The following is a 16,411-nucleotide window of genomic DNA, read 5'->3' on the forward strand; positions in this document are numbered from 1 at the left end:
ATGGGTAAGATAGACTTTAAAGACAAAAAGACCATATACGCCCTTGTCATTGTGGCTATTATCGCTCTTGGCGCCTACTACATGTGGGATTATGTTTGGAATCCGTTTGATGCACAGCGTGCATCTCTCGAATCCGATTTGCGTTCTACACAGGCTGAACTGGACAAGATCAATTCCAAGAAGCATCGAGTTCAGGAACTGGAAATGCAGTTGGTCCAGGCTGAAAAAGATTTCGAAAAACTGAAAGAAATGTTCCCGGAAGAAGAAAAGGTTCCTCTGCGCCTGCAGGACCTGTATTCTGTGCTTCGTAGCTCCGGCGTTCAGATTCAGAAGTTCAACCCGGAAGGTCGTTCCGAACGTGAACATTACATTGAGAACCGCTACTCTATTGCGGTTAACTCTGGTTACCACATGCTGGGATACCTGTTTGCCGAAATCGCAAACTTCAATTATCCTACCGCAATCAGTAACTTGAAACTGAATCGTTATTCTGGTATCGCCAACGAAATCCAGAAGGCTGAAACTCATGGTTGGACTCCGATTACCATGTCTGTGTCTTTCAACCTGACTACTTACACATCCAAGAAGGTAGGCAAGTAATGAAGCTAAAGTTCCTTCTTATTTTCATGATCGCTGCGGTGTCTAGCTATGCAGCCCAGATTAAGGATGTGAAATTTACCTGCGACAACAAGGGCTGCCGTATGGCTTTTGCCTTTGCTTCTGAAAAGGATTTGCCTACTTTCTTCCAGAAGTATGATGCCAAGAATGGTAAACTGACACTTGCTTTCTCTGAATCTTCCTTTGCTCTGGGCGAAGGTAACTTCGATATTGAAAATGGTTCCAAGTTCGTTCGTGCTATGCGTGTCTATCACGAAACGTTCCGTGGCTCCAGTTTCTTGAAATTCGAAATGGATGTGGGCGCTGCTATCAATTCCGATAAGAATGCCATTTCCATGAACAAGTCTGATTTCGTGCTTTCCTTTAAGTCTAAGGGCGGCAAGTCCTGGACGATGTCCAAGATCTTTGCTGACCGTAAGAAGGCTGCTGATAAGCAGGCTGCTCTTGACAAGAAGGCCGCCGAAAAGCAGGCTGCTCTTGACAAGAAGGCCGCAGCAAAGGCTGCCGCTGAAGAAAAGAAGCGTTTAGCCGAAGAGAAAAAGGCTGCCGAAAAGCAGGCTGCTCTTGACAAGAAGGCTGCAGAGAAGGCCGCTCTCGAAGAAAAGAAGCGTTTAGCCGAAGAAAAGAAGGCTGCTGAAAAGGCTGCCGCTGAAGAAGAAAAGCGTATTGCAGAAATGCAGAAACAGCTCGATAAGGCTATGAAGGAAGGCGGTGCATCCGCTCTGCTTCCGGGCATTAAGGAAATGACGGTCCTGATAGGTTCCGGTATGGAACAGTTCCGTATCGTTACCGAAATCCCGATTTCCTTGAGCAATGTTTCTGGACCGGATAAGTCTTCTGCAATTACCATTGGTATTGAAGGTCCTAAGAAGTCTCCGTTGTTCAAGATTGGTGCTGGATCCCTGGTGAAGGCTGTGACTTGGACTTCCAACGGTATTCGTCTCCAGCTTCAGACTGGCGTGAATCCGGTGATGCTTGTCCAGGAAGGTGCCTTGATTCTTCAGGTTGCTGAAACAGCGATCAAGAAGGATGGTTTTATTTTCTGGTCCGCTCAGCCTAAGGGAATCTTTTCGAGAGACTGGATGAAGTCTGCCGAAGAAAAACCCGATTTTAATGCATTCGTGAAGAAGTGGGAAAGCGAAAGCAAGAAGATTGTTTCTAGCTCTCAGTCCTTCCACCTTCGTCCTGTAATTCGTGAACTGATTGTTGTTGCCGATGAAATTGAATTCTACGCAGCACCGAACGAAAATGCCCAGGTGCTTCAGCGTCTTGTCTTTGGCGACCGTCTGGTAAGCCTTGATATTAATGGTCTCTATCGCAAGGTTCAGACCGGCAATCGCATTGGTTACGTGAACAAACGTGCTGTTAGCTTCTTTGATGAACTTTCCTCCGTACAGGCTGAACGCCTGAAACAGGTCGATAAGGAACGTGGTACGGAAAGCGGTTCTGCCGTTGCTGTTGCCGGTAGCCAGCTCGATGCCTTGTACGAAGATCGCGTCACTTACAGTTCCTTCGGTCGCCGTGACCCGTTCGTCAACATCAAGGGTCTTGTTGAAGAAGGCATTAATGTGGACCAGGTAGAACTGATGGGTATCATTTGGGAATCCGAAGTTCCTATGGCTATCCTGGTCGAATCCAAGGATCCTTCCGTTTCCTATACGGTTAAGGAAGGTGATAAGATCCTGAATGGTAAAGTTCTTAAAATTACACAAACTGACGTACTCTTCCTGATTCAAGAATTTGGTGTGAGCCGTCGCTACTCCATGGGCCTGCCCGATAAGTTTGGGGGTAACAAGTAATGAAAAATATGACTAAAATCCTAACTGTACTTCTTCTGGTATTTGGCATTGCCTTTGCCTGGAGTGCCCCTGCCGAGGGATCTGTTGCTCCCAACAAGAAATTGTATGATTTCAACTTCGTGAATATGGACTACGAAGCCGTATTCCGTTCCGTGTCCGTGATTGCTGGCGTGGATATTTTGCTTGCTCCCGATGTGAAGGGCAAAATGACTCTTCGTGTCACCAAGAAGACATGGCAAGAAACCATGGATATTATCTGTAGCATGAATGACCTGACTTGGGTGATTCAGGACAAGTACATTACCATTCAGCGTCAGGCTACTTACCAGGCAAAGCAGAAGAAGATTGCCGACGAAGAAGCCCAGGCCGAAAACAACGCCCCGCTGGTTCGTAAGAACTTCCAGGTCCACCATGCTAAGGCTGATGAACTGGTGAAGGTTCTGGAAAGCATGAAGTCTGGCCGTGGTAAGATCACTACCGTGGAACGTACCAACTCCATCATTGTCTATGATACTGATTCTAAGATCGAACAGATGGAAAAGGCTCTTCAGGAACTTGATGTCGAAACTCTGCAGATTATGATTACTGCAAAGCTTGTGGTTGTAAATAGCGAACGTGCTCGCGAACTGGGTGTTGACTGGAGTGCTTCCATGGGTACTTCTACTCTTACTCCGGGTACTGCTGGCGGTGGCGTAGGTGGTGCAGGCGCTTCTCGTACCAGTGCTGCCATTCAGTCCTATCCCCATGGTGGCGCAACACCTGCTGTTAGCGGTGCTACTTCTGCTATTTCTGCAAGTCTTTTGGATAACAACCTCCAGATTGCAATTAGCAACCTGATGGGTGATGCTTCTACTGAAGTTCTCGCAAGTCCCCAGGTTTCCACTCTGGATAACACTGAAGCCAAGGTGTTCATGGGTGACAAGGTTTCTATTCGTGTGATTGACGATAGTGGTGAATCCTCTACTCAGATGGTGGAAACCGGTATTAAGCTGACTGTTACTCCCCATGTTTCTGGTGACAACCGCATCTTGCTGGATCTCCATCCGGAAAACAACTCCTATGACTACGACTCCAAGGGTGAAATCGTGATTTCTACTCAGGAAGCTCAAACAAAGGTCGTTGTGGCTGATGGTGAAACTGTTGTAATCGGTGGTCTGACTCGTAACGAAACTCAGGAATCTGAAAGTGGTATTCCTTTCCTGAAGGATATCCCGCTGTTGGGCAACCTCTTCAAGTACACTCGTAAGTCTGTTGTGAAGAAGGATCTGGTAATCTTCGTTACTCCGCGCATTATTCGCAACTACATCGGTAACGTGGACATTTCCGAACCTACTCGTGAACAGTCTTCTAATAGCGCTCCTGAAGCAAAGAAGGTTGAACCGGAAGCTGTACCTGTCCAGTCCGCTCCTGCAGAAGAACCTGCTGCCCAGCCGGCTGAACCTGCTTACGAAGAACCTGTTGCCGAAGAACCTGCTTACTCTGCTCCTGCTGAAGAAGCTCCTGCCGCTCCTCCCGTACCGGAAACAGAAAGCAGCGAAGATGACGAATGGTAATCTTCTAGGAAAACGAAATTTTAAAAGACCTTGCCTAAGTGGCGAGGCCTTTTTTTATGAAAAAAATGTGATGGATTAAAAAGAGGGGGCGTTGTGACTAGCGGACTACCAGAGCCGCAAGAGCCAGTTCCTGGCTAGTGACACTCCAGGAGGAACTCTTGAATTCGTAGTTTAAGTCGGCGAGTCTGCGGATTACGCGGCAGAGTACGGGAGTTGGCCATAGAGTGCAGCACTTGGCAGCATTGCCTTGCTTGCAAAATAGGAAATAGTTTTTGCCAATCTTTTGACAGGCTTCCTCGGCCCCCATTCCCTTTGAGGTCAGAGACTTGAAGTTCAGCAGATCTACAGCATGGTTGTAGAGAGCGTTGGTCAAGGAAATTGCTTCGCCGCCTCCATAGAGAATGTTATGAAGGATACGAGTGTAGGTATTTGCGTCTCGCATACCGAAGGAATTGCAAATTTCGTAAGGCGGAATTTCTCGCTGAGGAACCACCAGGGATTTTACCAGTTCTGCGGTAATTTTAGTGCACTGGGGATTGTAGAGAATGACCTTCTCGATTTCCTCGGCGACCAGACGGGTGTTGGTGCCTATAGCATCTGCCAGATAGAAACTAGCTTCAGCTTCGATTGCCTTATGGAAGTGTGTGGGAACCATGGCCGAAATCCAGTCCGCCATCTTGTAGGACTTGGGCTCTTCACACTTTTCGATTTTACCAACCTTGGCAATGACTTTGTACAATTCGGAGGTTGCACGAAGTTCGTCAAATTCCAGCAGTAACTTGCAATCGGGGGCGTCCTTGAGCCAGCGGGCAAGGGCCTTGGCTTCGTCCGCCTTGATTGCTTCCGCCTTATGGACTACGACCACCTGTTCCGGTGCGAACATGGATACCGAACCGCAGCTTTCCATGATGAAACCTGCGATGGACGGAATGTTCGTATCACTGGCAAAGACCACCTGCTTGGACAGCGGGTCGTCAATACGGTCCCCTAAGGAATCTTTCAGGAACTTTTCAGTGATCCTGTCCTTGGTGAACTGGTCTTTGCCAACGGTGGCGATGATCATAGGGATTTACTTGAAGTCGATGATTTCGAACTTGTTCTTACCACGGGGAGTAACAACTTCTACGATATCACCACGCTTCTTGCCCATGAATGCCGCACCCATGGGGCTCTTGAAGCTGATCTTGCCGTTCATGGGATCCACACCTTCGGGGCTCACCAGCTGGTAAGCAACTTCCTTCTTGGAGGCCAGGTTCTTTGCAGTAACGGTGGCTCCAAAACGGACTGTGTCGGAATTTGCGTCAAATTCAACGATGACAGCGTTGGAAATCTGGTCTTCTAGCTTGGGAAGTTCCAAATCGATGTGTGCCAGCATTTCCTTGGCGGCATGATATTCTGCGTTTTCGCTCAGGTCGCCTTGCTTGCGGGCTTCTTCCATTTCGTCGACAACACGGGGACGTTCAATCTTCTTAAGGAAATTGTAACGTTCAACCAGCTTGTCGTAAGTTTCTTGAGTACAGGGTGTTTTTGCCATATCCTCAAATTAGAATTTTTTTGGTGGACAAATTCAAGAATAGCGTGCCGTAGACGCTTTTTTTGTTATAATTTAATGCGTAGAAAACAATAGGAGATTCTATGTACACTGTGTTGGAAAAAGGCGGCGTCTGCTCCCCGAAGGGCTTTACCGCTTGTGGTATTTGCGCCGGCATTAAGGCTAGTGGCAATGCTGATATGGCTTTGCTCAAGAGTGAAAAGGCCGCCCGCTGCTTTGCTGTTTTTACAACCAATAAGGTAAAGGCCGCTCCGGTTATTTACGATAAGGCTGCCTTGGAACATGCTCACTTCGCAACTGCAGTTGTGGTGAACAGCGGTAATGCCAACGCCTGTACCGGCGAACAGGGTCTTGCCGATGCAGAACGCATGGCTACCCTTACTGAAGAAGCCCTGGGACTTACCCCGAAGAGCGTCCTGGTTTGCAGCACTGGTGTGATTGGCCATCTGATGCCCATGGACAAGATTGAAGCTGGCATTCCCAAGCTGGTCGAAAAGCTCCGTGCAGATGCTTCCGAAGAATTTGGTCGTGCAATTCTTACTACCGACCTTGCTCTGAAGTCGCATGCTGTTGAGATTCAGACTGAAAAGGGCGTTGTTACCATTGGTGGCGCCTGCAAGGGTAGTGGCATGATTCATCCCAACATGGCTACCATGCTGGCTTTCATTACTACTGACTTGGCTTTGCCCATCGACTTCTTTGCCGAATTCCGTGCAAACATTGCAGACTCCTTCAACGCCATTACCGTTGATGGTGATACCAGCACTAACGACACTTGCATTATGCTGGCTAACGGCATGAGTGGTATCAAGTACGAAGATCTTACCTTGTCTGAACAGGGCGAATTCCGTGCTGCTCTCGCTTTGATTATGCAGAGCCTCGCTAAGGATATCGTTCGTGACGGTGAAGGTGCTACCAAGCTGATTGAACTGCGTATTGAAAAGGCTGAAAGCCATGAAGAAGCTTTGAAGATGGCTCGCTTCATCGGTACTAGCAACCTGGCCAAGTGTGCTATGTTTGGTGAAGATCCTAACTGGGGACGTATCCTGAGTTCCGCTGGTTCTAGTGGCTGCAATATGATTGCAGAACATACGGACCTGTATTTCGGTGACGTCCAGGTTCTGGATGGCGGCCGTCCGGTAATCCTTTCCAAGGAAAAGCAGGATGCCCTTCATGCTGTTGTTCGCCAGCGTGAATACAAGGTGACTCTAGTTCTGAACATTGGTCATGCAAGCGCTAGCGCATTTACTTGCGACTTGAGCTATGACTATGTGAAGATCAACGCTGAGTATACAACGTAATTGTTAAAAGGTTTGCAAAAAAGACCGCGGGTTTAACCGAGGTCTTTTTTTTTGCTGATGCCGAAACGAGTTCGGCATGACTTGGGGTTAATCCTTCAGGCAGCGGAGGCTTGCTCCGTGTTCGGGATTGAACTTCTCGAACTTGACTGTGTTCTTGTCGTAGAAGAAGACGAGTACTTCGCCTTCGGCAGTCCAGAGGTAGGCCTTCTTGCCTGCTTCGTCAAACTTTCTGTCCTTGAGGGCAACGTCGCTTTTGGCGAAATGCGCACCGCCTGCCTTGACGCCAAATCCAAAGTCGTCCTTGCCGTTGCCGAACTGGAGGGAATTCTTCAGCGGATCCCAGCCAAAGCCTGCTTTCAGCTTGATGCCGGGCTTGTCTCCTACGAAGTTAAGAAGGGTTTGCCATTCTGCCTTGGAGGGCATGTGGAATCCTTCCATACAGGCTTTCTGGGCGTTTTCAAAATTGTACAGACGTCCCCAGTTGTTGCACTGCTGGCAGAGGGAACCATTGGCAGTTGCGAAGTTCAGGTTCTCTGCGATCCAGAGCTGGTCTCCAATGCGAATCCATTCGTAAGCGTAATTGTCACGGGGATCCTTGTAACCACCGCTTGTTGCAGGTTCGCCACTTTCGTCGAAGTATTCACCGAAGGCGGACTGTTTATTTTGCTTGTAGGGAACCTTGGAGGCAACCTTGCCGTTCTTGTGGTAACGGATGATCGTTCCTTCCATCAGACCGTTTTCGTAGTTGATTTCGGATTCAGGAGTGCCGTCCTTATAGAATTCCTTGGTGAGGCCCTGTCTACGATCGTTGACGTAGTTTGTCTCGCGTTTGAGAGTGCCGTTGTCGTAGTATTCCTTCTCGATACCGTTCTTCTGGTTGTCCACATAGGTGGTCTCGAAACGGATATTTCCGTTGGGATACTTTTCAGTGCGGATGTCTTCGCAGCCGCAGAACAATAGGGTAGACAGCACTGCCCCGGCGACAAGATGAATTTTTTTCATAGGTTCTAAAAAATACTAGAAGGTGATTTTTCCGGCGGTGGCCAAAAGACCAATCATGTACAGCATGCCGTCGTAGTAGCGCCACAGACGGTTCGGTACAGAAAGTCCTGCCAGGTGTTTTACGAAAGGTTTGATGAGTGAATCTCCAGGAGTAAGGACCTGGGTTGCCGCTGCGTTCATGGCGATGAGACCAGGTGTTGCCTCACGACCCTGTCTGGGGTAGGGTCCTCCATCTACGGCATAATCGGACAAATAGGGACGGCGGCTTTCGAAGAAGAACAACAGACGTTCACAAATCGCTTTTTCACTTTCGTCACCACGGAACAGTGCGTAGTCCAGGCTCAAGTTCATCGCCACGCGCCAGGCGTCTCCGCTGAAGTTGTCGCTTTCCTTGTTCCATTCCATGCGCTTGGGGGTTCCGTCAAATTCGGAATAGTCACTGCAGAGGCCTGTTTCGAAGTGGGCTGCCCTGTTCAGATACTTGATGCTATTTTCTGCGATGGTAATCCAGGATTCGTCGCCGGTGGCTTCCGCGAAGGCACGGTAAAAGGCGATGGTGTGGTAACTAGGGTCGGTGTAGTCATTGCCCTTGACAGGAGAGAAACGGACTGCCAAACGTTCCGGATCCATAATGGCTCCTACCAGTTCGTTTTCGGGCTTGTGACGCATGAGGTTAATGAGCTCGATCGCTTCCTGCTTCAAGTCGGGGCGGCCGAATTTTTCTGCAGCGATCAGGAGGGCGATGGCAAAATATTCTTCCCCGTCGGGGGCTGCACCGGGATCCATCTTGGAGAAGTCTTCGGTGGAAACCTGCCAGGCGAAGTATCCTTGATGGGGACCGTCATTATTGCGGAGAAAACGCTTGGAAAAATTCCAGAGTTTATCAAATTGCTTTTCGTGGCCTGTGAGCGCGGTAATGTACATGCCGTAGCTCATGCCTTCGGAACGGATGTCGTCGTGACCGATATCTACGATGTAGGACATGTCGTCGGAGGCGTCAAAACAGACTCGGTCGTCGATGGGGTCCCCTTCAAAAAGCTTGTTGTAGCCGTTTTGGATGAGCTGGTTTGCAAAGTTGGGACCATATCCAACTTCGACGAAAAGGTCTCGCGGTTTATAACGTTCCATAGAATTACCTCAATCTATGTCCAAACAACTTCCTTTTTTTAAGATAACTTTTTTCGTATCTTTGTAATGAGGTTTTTATGAATGATATGTTGATTTTAGGTTATGGTCCCGCAGGTGTTTCCGCTGCCCTGTATGGCTTGCGCGCTGGTTTGAAGGTTACCCTGATTGGAAAGGATGGCGGGGCCTTGCAAAAAGCGCATCTTATTGAAAACTACTATGGCCTGGAATCCCCCCTGACGGGTACGGAATTGCTGGAAGTGGGTAAAAAGCAGGCTCTGAAGCTGGGAGCCCAGATCGTGGATGATGAAGTAACGGACCTGATGTTTGATGGTTCTGGCTTTGTTGCCACTGGCTTGAAGGGCGTGTACCGCGGAAAGACCTGCATTATGGCGACGGGATCTGCCCGCAAAAAGCAACCTCTTGCAGGAATGGCGGAAATGGAAGGCCATGGGGTGAGCTACTGCGCTGTGTGTGATGCCTTCTTCTATCGCGGAAAGAATGTGGCGGTGATGGGTAGTGGTGAATACGCCCTTCACGAGGCGACCGAACTTTTGCAGGTGGTGGGGAGTGTGACCTTGTTGACGAATGGGGCGCCTCTTACCGCAACTTTCCCGGATAGCATTAAAATTGAAGAACGTAAGTTAAAAGGATTGGTGGGCGAGGGCTCTTTTAAGGGCGTTCAGTTTGAAGATGAAACTGAACAGAATTTTGATGGACTCTTCGTGGCCCTTGGCAGTGCCAATGCTACGGATCTCGCCTTGAAGGCGGGTGCCGCCTTTGACCAGGGAAAGTTGGTTCTGGATGAGGACTTGCAGTCTACCATCCCGGGACTCTATGCGGCTGGTGACTGTACTGGCGGAATTCTCCAGATTGCCGTTGCGGTGGGGGAAGGCGCCCGGGCGGGACTTGCTGCAATCAAGTACCTGAGAGAACATAGATAGTTCTGTTTGTCTATGCGGCGCATTACTCTCCTGACTAATCCGGATATATGCAATTTGAAATGTCCCCTCTGTTTTTTGCAACAGCGGGGGCGTTCCTTCGGTATGGGGGAGATGCCCTTTGAGACGGCGGTCGCTGCAATTCAGGAATACGAAGATGGTCTTGAAGAGGTTATTCCCTCCACTATGGGGGAGCCTTTACTTTATTCTAATTTTAGTCGGCTGCTTGATTTTTGCAGCGATAGGCGAATCCTCCTGAACTTGACCACCAACGGAACTTTTCCTGGAATGTGGGGGAAGCCCGCGGGGTATGAAAAGTTGCTGAGAGCCTGTAGTGATATAAAAATCAGCGGGCTGGCTTTTGAATGTGGCGATGTTCAGGGAGCGGCCTTTGACGAACGGACCTGGAAAGAAAATGTGGAACGTTTACTGGAGTGTCGCCTGCAGTTGGTGCGTGAGGGTGAAACCAGGCTTTCTACGGTTTCCCTGCAGATGACCTTGCATCGAAAGAATGCCTGCCGTGCCGAGGAAATTTTGCGGTGGGCGGAGGCGGTGGGCGTGCATCGCATCAAATGGAATCCGGTTGTATTCCTGAGTGTGGCGGATCGCCGGCTGGTGGCGGAATATGGCCTGGAAAAGTTTGACCTTGAGGAACTGCGGGGGCGACTAGTCTCGACGAAACTAAAATGCGGGGGCAGCCTATTCTTTGAAAAAAAACTCGCCGGATGTGGGACTGCTGAAAAGGAAAAAATTTCCGAGTGTGCCTTCCGGGATGAAATCTGGATTTTGCCGGACGGGTCGGAACAGAACTGCCCTAATCCGGAAAGACGCTTTGGTAATCCCGAATCGGAACGTGCCCAGTGCGAAAACTGCGTGATGCGTGGTTAAATTACGAGCGGATTACATCCAGAATCGTCAAAATATCGTTTTCAACCTTGAATTTAATTTCATATCCGGCGAATCCGAATCCGTAAATTCGATCCGGATTTTTTTGATAGGCAGGTCTTGGATCCTCGGCGAGAATTTCGATGAGGGTATCCAGTTTTTCCGAGGGGAATTTCTTTTTTAATTCTTCCGGAAATTCCACCTTGACACTTTTTTTCAGAACTTCGTGGGCAAAACCTCCGGCAGCATTTTCAATGCAGTCGGCATAGGGGAGGTATGGCTTCACGTCCACGATGGGTGTGCCATCCATCAGATCGGCGCCGCTGACGATGATTTCGGGACCGGAGTAATCCCCATCAGTAATGTTCAGGTGGATTTCCTCGATTTTTACGCAGCTCATGGCAAGCGGGTTTGGCCTGAAGCTGCTTCGGGTTGCAAAAACTCCAAGACGTTTGTTGCCTCCCAAACGGGGTGGGCGCACCGTGGGACTCCAGCGGTTTTCTCCGTTTTCATCGGTTCTTACATTTTCTGAAAATATCCAGAGGATCCACAAGTGGCTGAAACCTTCAAGGCCCCGCAATGCGTCTGCAATCCTGTATTCAGGCTCGAAACGGATGGCGGAACGCAACTCTTTCAGGAGACCGCTTTGGCGGGGAATGCCGAACTTGTCGGGAAAATCGCTTTTGATTTTTGCGATGACCTTGAAATTGTATTCAGAGGGATTTGTCATGGACGGGAAATTAGAAAAAATTTCTATCTTGCCTTTTGGAATTTTTAACACTGGCAAGTTCTTTAACTTGCCGTAACCATGAAGAGGAACGAATGACTGTTGTAGTCTTTATTCTTTACTTGCTGATGATGCTGGGCATTGGTGCCTACTTCTCCAAGAAAGCAAATAGCCTCAACGCCTACTACCTGGGCGACCGTGGCATGAATAAGTGGGTGGTGGCTATGTCCGCCCAGGCTTCCGATATGAGTGGCTGGATGCTCATGGGTCTTCCCGGTGCAATCTACCTCAGCGGCTTTTCCGAAGCTTGGATTGGTATCGGTCTTGTGATCGGTACCTACTTCAACTGGAAGATTGTGGGCCGTCGTCTCCGTAAGTATTCTCATTTCTGCGGTGACTCCATTACCTTGCCGGACTTCCTTTCCAACCGTTTCCGCGACCAGAAGGGTGTTATCCGCGTCATCGCTTCCTTCTTTATTTTGGCATTCTTCCTGTTCTATACTGTGTCCGGCTTTGTGGCTTCCGCTAAGCTTTTCGGTACTATTTTTGGTCTGGATTATACCACCGGTCTTATTATCGGTGCTGTGGTTGTAGTGAGCTATACCTTCATGGGCGGCTTCTTCGCTGTTTGCTGGACCGACTTTATCCAGGCTTCCATGATGCTCATTGCGGTTCTTGTGATTCCTACCATCATCTGCGTTTCCGGTGGTGGCTTCGCCGCTACCATGGATGCTGTGAACGGTCAGAATCCCTACCTCATGAGTCTCTTCACTAACGCTTCCTCTGGTAAGGCAATCGGCTTTATTTCCCTGATTTCCAGCCTTGCCTGGGGTCTGGGCTACTTCGGTATGCCTCATATCCTGGTTCGCTTCATGTCTATCAAGAATGCTGAAGAAATCAAACATTCCCGCCGCATCGCCATGACTTGGGTGATTATTTGCCTTGGGGCTGTGATCATGATTGGTCTTTTGGGTAATTATTACGTTGCTGCCAATGGTCTCACTGTTGCTGACCCGGAACGAATCTTCATGGTTCTCTGCCAGGCACTTTGCCATCCGGCAATCGCCTCTATCCTCATGGCTGCAATTCTTGCTGCCATCATGAGTACTGCTGACTCCCAGCTCCTGGTTTCTGCATCCGCTTTCAGTAACGACATGTACAAGCACCTCTTCCGCAAGAATGCTTCCAACAAGGAACTCATGTGGGTGAGCCGCATTGTGGTGGCTGTCATCGCTGTTATCGCAGTTCTCGTTGCTCTCCAGGGTGCACCTTCCGCTGATGGTGTTGCCAAGGAAGGCAAGAGCTTCCTGGATGTGGTCATGAGCTTGGTAAGTTTTGCCTGGGGTGGCTTTGGTGCTACCTTTGGTCCGCTGGTTCTGTTGGCTCTTTTCTGGAAGCGAACCACTCTGCCTGCTGCCGTTGCTGGTATGCTGGTGGGCGGTATCACCACTTTCGTCTGGAAGTTCTACCTCTCCGGCCTTAGCGGTGAAATCTTCCAGATTTACGAACTGGTTCCGGGCTTTGTCCTTAGTATGGTCACCATCATTGTGGTGAGCCTCCTGACCAAGCAGCCCAGCAAGGAAATTCAGGACGAATTTGACGCTGTGGAACACACTCGTCTTTCTGACATGAAGCTTTAATAGAGGCTTTATAAAGAGTATGGAAGCCCCGGCCTAGTGGTCGGGGCTTCCTTTTTTTCCTATTTTTTGGCCATGACTAGATTTTCTGAATTTCCGTATGTTGCCGACCGCTTCAACGCTGTCCGCAGGGAAACTGTACAGGTTCGCGTAGGCGACGCATTGATCGGGGGCGGTGCCCCCATTTTAGTTCAGTCCATGACCACCACCAAGCCCAAGGACGTGGAAAAGACTGTCCAGGAAACCTTGGATCTTGCTAAGGTGGGCTGTGGCCTGGTTCGTATTACTGCTCCGACTTTGGCCGATGCTCAGGGTCTGGAAGAAGTAATGAAGCGTATTCGCGCAGCTGGTTGCAAGGTGCCGGTTTCTGCCGACATTCACTTCCAGCCTAAGGCTGCTTTTGAAGCTCTCAAGTGGGTAGAAAAGGTCCGCATTAATCCGGGTAATTTCGTTGATACTGGTATCCTGACTTTGGAAAATCAGACCGACGCCATGTTCGAAGAAGGCAAGGTGAAGGTGGCTGAACAGTTCACTCCCTTCGTGCAGGAAGCGAAGCGCCTAGGTCGTGTGATCCGCATTGGCGTGAACCACGGTTCTCTTTCCGCCCGTATGATTTACCGCTATGGCGACACTGTGGAAGGCATGGTGGAATCCGTCATGGAATATCTGGCTGTTTGCGAAGCCGAGCATTTTGACCAGGTGGTCCTGTCTCTCAAGTCCAGTAATCCCCGTGTGGCAATTTCCGCCTACCGTATGCTGGCTGCCCGTATCAAGCAGGAAAACTACAAGCCGTACCCGTTCCACGTAGGCGTTACCGAAGCGGGTGCCGGTGCTGATGGCCGTATGAAGTCTGCTGCGGGTATTGGCGCTCTCCTGATGGATGGCCTTGCTGATACCATTCGCGTTTCCTTGACCGAAGATCCGGTGGCTGAAGTCCCCGTTGCCCAGGAACTGATCAAGGCCTGCGCATTGCCTGCTGCTCCCACCAGCTATGCAGTTCCCGTTCTTGAAAAGGATCCGTACCATTACGCCCGCCGCGAAACCAAGCCTGTCATTTTGAATGGCGTTGAAATTGGTGGCGCACAGCCTGTGAAGGTTGGCGTTCGTGCCGACGCAGCAAGCATTACCTCTGAAGGTCGTGGTCCTGAATTTGCTGTAGCAAGCCTTGGCGATAAGCCCGTTGTTGCTTTCGACGATCCTATGGACATCGCTGGCTTTGCTGCTAATCCCATTTCTGTTCCGGAAGGTTCCGTGTTCTGCTACACTGGCGAAAATATGGTTTCCGGCGTTCGCGCTATGGTTTCCGCAATGGAAGCTGCTGGCCGTAAGGATCCTATCCTGCTTTACGCAAACATCGGCAGTTCCGAAAAGGATATGCTCCGCGCTTCCGCTGATATCGGAAGCCTGGTGACCGATGGTATCGGCGACGCTGTGGTTATCGAAGGTTACAAGAGCCCCAAGGAATCTGTGGAGCTGGCTTTCGATATTCTGCAGGCAGCCTACTGCCGTCGCAGCAAGACCAACTTTATCAGCTGCCCCAGCTGCGGTCGTACTTTGTACAACATCCAGGAAGTCATGGGCAAGATTAAGGCCCGCTTCGGTCACCTGAAGGATTTGTCCATCGGCATCATGGGCTGCATCGTGAACGGCCCGGGCGAAATGGCTGACGCCGACTTCGGTTATGTGGGTGGTGGTCCTGGCCGTATTACTCTGTTCGAAGGCAAGACGGCTGTTAAGAAGAATATCCCGGAAGAAGATGCTATTGAAGAATTGGTAGCCCTCATCAAGGAACGTGGCCGCTGGGTAGACGCGCCGGAGGCGCAGTAGTTAGTAGACAGTTGACGGTAGACAGTAAACGGTAAATTTTTACTTCCTACTTCTTACTTCCTACTTCCTACTATCAGATTTTTAACATAAACTACAAGGAATAAAATCATGGCAACTATTAAGACTATGAACAACATCTCCAAGAAGGGCCTTAGCCTGTTTGGAGCATACTATCAGGTTTCTGATACCGTCGAAAATCCGGACGCGATCCTCGTCCGTTCTGCTCAGGTCGACACTGATCAGTTCGATGGCCTTCTGGCTGTGGCTCGCGCTGGTGCTGGTGTGAATAACATCACTATCGACAAGGCTTCCGCTAAGGGTGTTTGCGTGTTCAATACTCCGGGTGCCAATGCAAACGCTGTTGCTGAATTGGTGATGACTGTTCTTGGTATGGCTGTTCGTAACGTTGCTCAGGCAGCTAACTGGGTGAAGAATCTGAACCTGAACGATCCGGATATGGCAAAGACTGTTGAAAGCGGTAAGAAGAAGTTTGCTGGTTCTGAACTGGCTGGCAAGACTCTCGGTGTTATCGGCCTCGGCAAGATTGGCGTCCTGGTTGCTAACTATGCTCGTTGGAAGAACATGCGCGTGATCGCCTACGAACCGTATCCTAATGCTCTCAACATGCATGAACTTTCCAACAAGGTTGAAATTGCTGATCTCGACACCGTGATTGCAAATTCTGATTTCCTCACCGTTCACGTTCCGTTCATCAAGGGTGTTACCGAAAACCTCCTGAACCGCAAGAACCTGGCAAACTTCAAGGGTACTCATATCTTGAACTTTGCTCGTAACGGCCTCGTGGAAATGGATCCGGTTTACGAAATGCTGGACAACGGTACTCTCCAGGGTTACCTCAGCGACTTCCCGGATGCAAAGCAGATTCAGCACGACAAGATCCAGTGCTTCCCGCACCTCGGCGCTTCTACCGAAGAAGCTGAAGAAAACTGCGCAGTTATGGCTGTTGAAGAACTGAAGGACTACATCGAATTCGGTTGCGTCCGTAACTCCGTTAACTTCCCGGCTCTCAATGACAAGCCCCATATGGGCATCAAGACCCGCGTTGTCGTGATCAACGAAGACGTTCCTAACATGATCGCTGAAATCACTAAGGTGTTCGGTGCTGAAGGTATCAACATTGCTTCCTTCTCTAACAAGAGCAACGGCAAGATTGGTTACAACCTGATTGACATCGAATCTACCATTGATGATTCCATCAAGGCTAAGCTGGCTCAGCTCCCGAAGGTTATCAAGGTCCGCGTCATTCATTTCTAATGAACGCCCCTTGAGTTGTTGAAGAACGACTTATAGTTGTAAAAAGTCCGACGATGAAAATCGTCGGACTTTTTGGCTCTTCATCAACATGTGTGGGTGGCTTCGCCACCCTTTTTTGTTGACTTTCGCCTAAATTAAACAAAAAATGGGCTATTTTCTAAAATTTAAT

At 49.5% G+C, this 16,411-nt stretch carries 14 protein-coding genes; 9 read left to right on the forward strand and 5 right to left on the reverse strand.

Annotated features, from left to right (window positions below; all coding sequences use genetic code 11):
* The 3 genes from BGX12_RS05355 to pilQ are packed head-to-tail and all read left to right on the forward strand — an operon-like array spanning position 1 to position 3,970.
* Positions 1-600, forward strand: coding sequence for a type 4a pilus biogenesis protein PilO (locus BGX12_RS05355; protein WP_109735052.1), 600 nt, complete (start codon positions 1-3; stop codon positions 598-600).
* Positions 600-2,417, forward strand: coding sequence for a hypothetical protein (locus tag BGX12_RS05360; protein ID WP_109735053.1), 1,818 nt, complete (start codon positions 600-602; stop codon positions 2,415-2,417). The genes BGX12_RS05355 and BGX12_RS05360 overlap by 1 nt, the downstream gene beginning before the upstream one ends.
* Positions 2,417-3,970: a type IV pilus secretin PilQ gene (gene pilQ / locus BGX12_RS05365; RefSeq protein WP_109735054.1), complete on the forward strand. Its 1,554-nt coding sequence runs from the start codon at positions 2,417-2,419 to the stop codon at positions 3,968-3,970. Before BGX12_RS05360 ends, pilQ begins: the two co-directional genes overlap by 1 nt.
* A gap of 97 nt (positions 3,971-4,067) precedes the next feature.
* On the opposite strand, the gene holA is transcribed toward pilQ, so the two are convergent.
* Both holA and greA read right to left on the reverse strand, forming a co-directional pair.
* Positions 4,068-5,033, reverse strand: coding sequence for a DNA polymerase III subunit delta (gene holA / locus BGX12_RS05370; protein ID WP_109735055.1), 966 nt, complete (start codon positions 5,031-5,033; stop codon positions 4,068-4,070).
* 6 nt (positions 5,034-5,039) lie between these two features.
* Positions 5,040-5,504, reverse strand: coding sequence for a transcription elongation factor GreA (gene greA / locus BGX12_RS05375; RefSeq protein WP_109735056.1), 465 nt, complete (start codon positions 5,502-5,504; stop codon positions 5,040-5,042).
* A 101-nt stretch (positions 5,505-5,605) separates the two neighbouring features.
* Between greA and argJ the strand changes: the two genes are divergently transcribed.
* The gene (gene argJ, locus BGX12_RS05380; RefSeq protein WP_109735057.1) at positions 5,606-6,823 is read left to right on the forward strand and encodes a bifunctional glutamate N-acetyltransferase/amino-acid acetyltransferase ArgJ; all 1,218 of its coding nucleotides are present in this window, start codon (positions 5,606-5,608) and stop codon (positions 6,821-6,823) included.
* An 87-nt stretch (positions 6,824-6,910) separates the two neighbouring features.
* Here the strand turns inward: argJ and BGX12_RS05385 are convergent, their stop codons facing one another.
* Both BGX12_RS05385 and BGX12_RS05390 read right to left on the reverse strand, forming a co-directional pair.
* Positions 6,911-7,825 carry an FISUMP domain-containing protein gene (locus BGX12_RS05385; RefSeq protein ID WP_109735058.1) on the reverse strand — a complete coding sequence of 305 codons (915 nt, stop codon included), beginning with the start codon at positions 7,823-7,825 and terminating at the stop codon, positions 6,911-6,913.
* 15 nt (positions 7,826-7,840) lie between these two features.
* A complete protein-coding gene (locus BGX12_RS05390; protein WP_109735059.1) occupies positions 7,841-8,953 on the reverse strand; it encodes a glycosyl hydrolase family 8 in 1,113 nt (370 codons plus the stop codon).
* Positions 8,954-9,030: 77 nt separating this feature from the next.
* Between BGX12_RS05390 and BGX12_RS05395 the strand changes: the two genes are divergently transcribed.
* Positions 9,031-9,894, forward strand: a complete 864-nt coding sequence (locus BGX12_RS05395; protein ID WP_109735060.1) for an NAD(P)/FAD-dependent oxidoreductase — start codon at positions 9,031-9,033, stop codon at positions 9,892-9,894.
* Positions 9,895-9,906: 12 nt separating this feature from the next.
* The gene (locus BGX12_RS05400) at positions 9,907-10,779 is read left to right on the forward strand and encodes a radical SAM protein (RefSeq protein WP_146196256.1); all 873 of its coding nucleotides are present in this window, start codon (positions 9,907-9,909) and stop codon (positions 10,777-10,779) included.
* A 1-nt stretch (position 10,780) separates the two neighbouring features.
* On the opposite strand, the gene tsaA is transcribed toward BGX12_RS05400, so the two are convergent.
* The gene (gene tsaA / locus BGX12_RS05405) at positions 10,781-11,506 is read right to left on the reverse strand and encodes a tRNA (N6-threonylcarbamoyladenosine(37)-N6)-methyltransferase TrmO (RefSeq protein ID WP_109735062.1); all 726 of its coding nucleotides are present in this window, start codon (positions 11,504-11,506) and stop codon (positions 10,781-10,783) included.
* Positions 11,507-11,598: 92 nt separating this feature from the next.
* Between tsaA and putP the strand changes: the two genes are divergently transcribed.
* From putP to BGX12_RS05420, 3 genes are all read left to right on the forward strand, one after another.
* Positions 11,599-13,143: a sodium/proline symporter PutP gene (gene putP / locus BGX12_RS05410; protein ID WP_109735063.1), complete on the forward strand. Its 1,545-nt coding sequence runs from the start codon at positions 11,599-11,601 to the stop codon at positions 13,141-13,143.
* Positions 13,144-13,215: 72 nt separating this feature from the next.
* Complete coding sequence (gene ispG, locus BGX12_RS05415) at positions 13,216-14,967, forward strand: (E)-4-hydroxy-3-methylbut-2-enyl-diphosphate synthase (RefSeq protein ID WP_109735075.1); 1,752 nt, start codon at positions 13,216-13,218, stop codon at positions 14,965-14,967.
* Between the two features lie 108 nt (positions 14,968-15,075).
* Positions 15,076-16,242 carry a phosphoglycerate dehydrogenase gene (locus BGX12_RS05420; RefSeq protein WP_109735064.1) on the forward strand — a complete coding sequence of 389 codons (1,167 nt, stop codon included), beginning with the start codon at positions 15,076-15,078 and terminating at the stop codon, positions 16,240-16,242.
* Positions 16,243-16,411 lie beyond the last annotated feature (169 nt).

Source organism: Fibrobacter sp. UWR4, from assembly GCF_003149045.1.
Classification (GTDB): Bacteria; Fibrobacterota; Fibrobacteria; order Fibrobacterales; family Fibrobacteraceae; genus Fibrobacter.

Excerpts from the sequence above, each read along its gene's own strand:
- pilQ (WP_109735054.1), top strand. The coding sequence starts at position 2,417 with ATGAAAAATATGACTAAAATCCTAACTGTACTTCTTCTGGTATTTGGC.
- greA (WP_109735056.1), bottom strand. The coding sequence starts at position 5,504 with ATGGCAAAAACACCCTGTACTCAAGAAACTTACGACAAGCTGGTTGAA.
- BGX12_RS05420 (WP_109735064.1), top strand. The coding sequence starts at position 15,076 with ATGGCAACTATTAAGACTATGAACAACATCTCCAAGAAGGGCCTTAGC.
- putP (WP_109735063.1), top strand. The coding sequence starts at position 11,599 with ATGACTGTTGTAGTCTTTATTCTTTACTTGCTGATGATGCTGGGCATT.
- holA (WP_109735055.1), bottom strand. The coding sequence starts at position 5,033 with ATGATCATCGCCACCGTTGGCAAAGACCAGTTCACCAAGGACAGGATC.
- tsaA (WP_109735062.1), bottom strand. The coding sequence starts at position 11,506 with ATGACAAATCCCTCTGAATACAATTTCAAGGTCATCGCAAAAATCAAA.
- BGX12_RS05385 (WP_109735058.1), bottom strand. The coding sequence starts at position 7,825 with ATGAAAAAAATTCATCTTGTCGCCGGGGCAGTGCTGTCTACCCTATTG.
- BGX12_RS05360 (WP_109735053.1), top strand. The coding sequence starts at position 600 with ATGAAGCTAAAGTTCCTTCTTATTTTCATGATCGCTGCGGTGTCTAGC.
- BGX12_RS05355 (WP_109735052.1), top strand. The coding sequence starts at position 1 with ATGGGTAAGATAGACTTTAAAGACAAAAAGACCATATACGCCCTTGTC.
- BGX12_RS05400 (WP_146196256.1), top strand. The coding sequence starts at position 9,907 with ATGCGGCGCATTACTCTCCTGACTAATCCGGATATATGCAATTTGAAA.
- BGX12_RS05390 (WP_109735059.1), bottom strand. The coding sequence starts at position 8,953 with ATGGAACGTTATAAACCGCGAGACCTTTTCGTCGAAGTTGGATATGGT.
- argJ (WP_109735057.1), top strand. The coding sequence starts at position 5,606 with ATGTACACTGTGTTGGAAAAAGGCGGCGTCTGCTCCCCGAAGGGCTTT.
- BGX12_RS05395 (WP_109735060.1), top strand. The coding sequence starts at position 9,031 with ATGAATGATATGTTGATTTTAGGTTATGGTCCCGCAGGTGTTTCCGCT.
- ispG (WP_109735075.1), top strand. The coding sequence starts at position 13,216 with ATGACTAGATTTTCTGAATTTCCGTATGTTGCCGACCGCTTCAACGCT.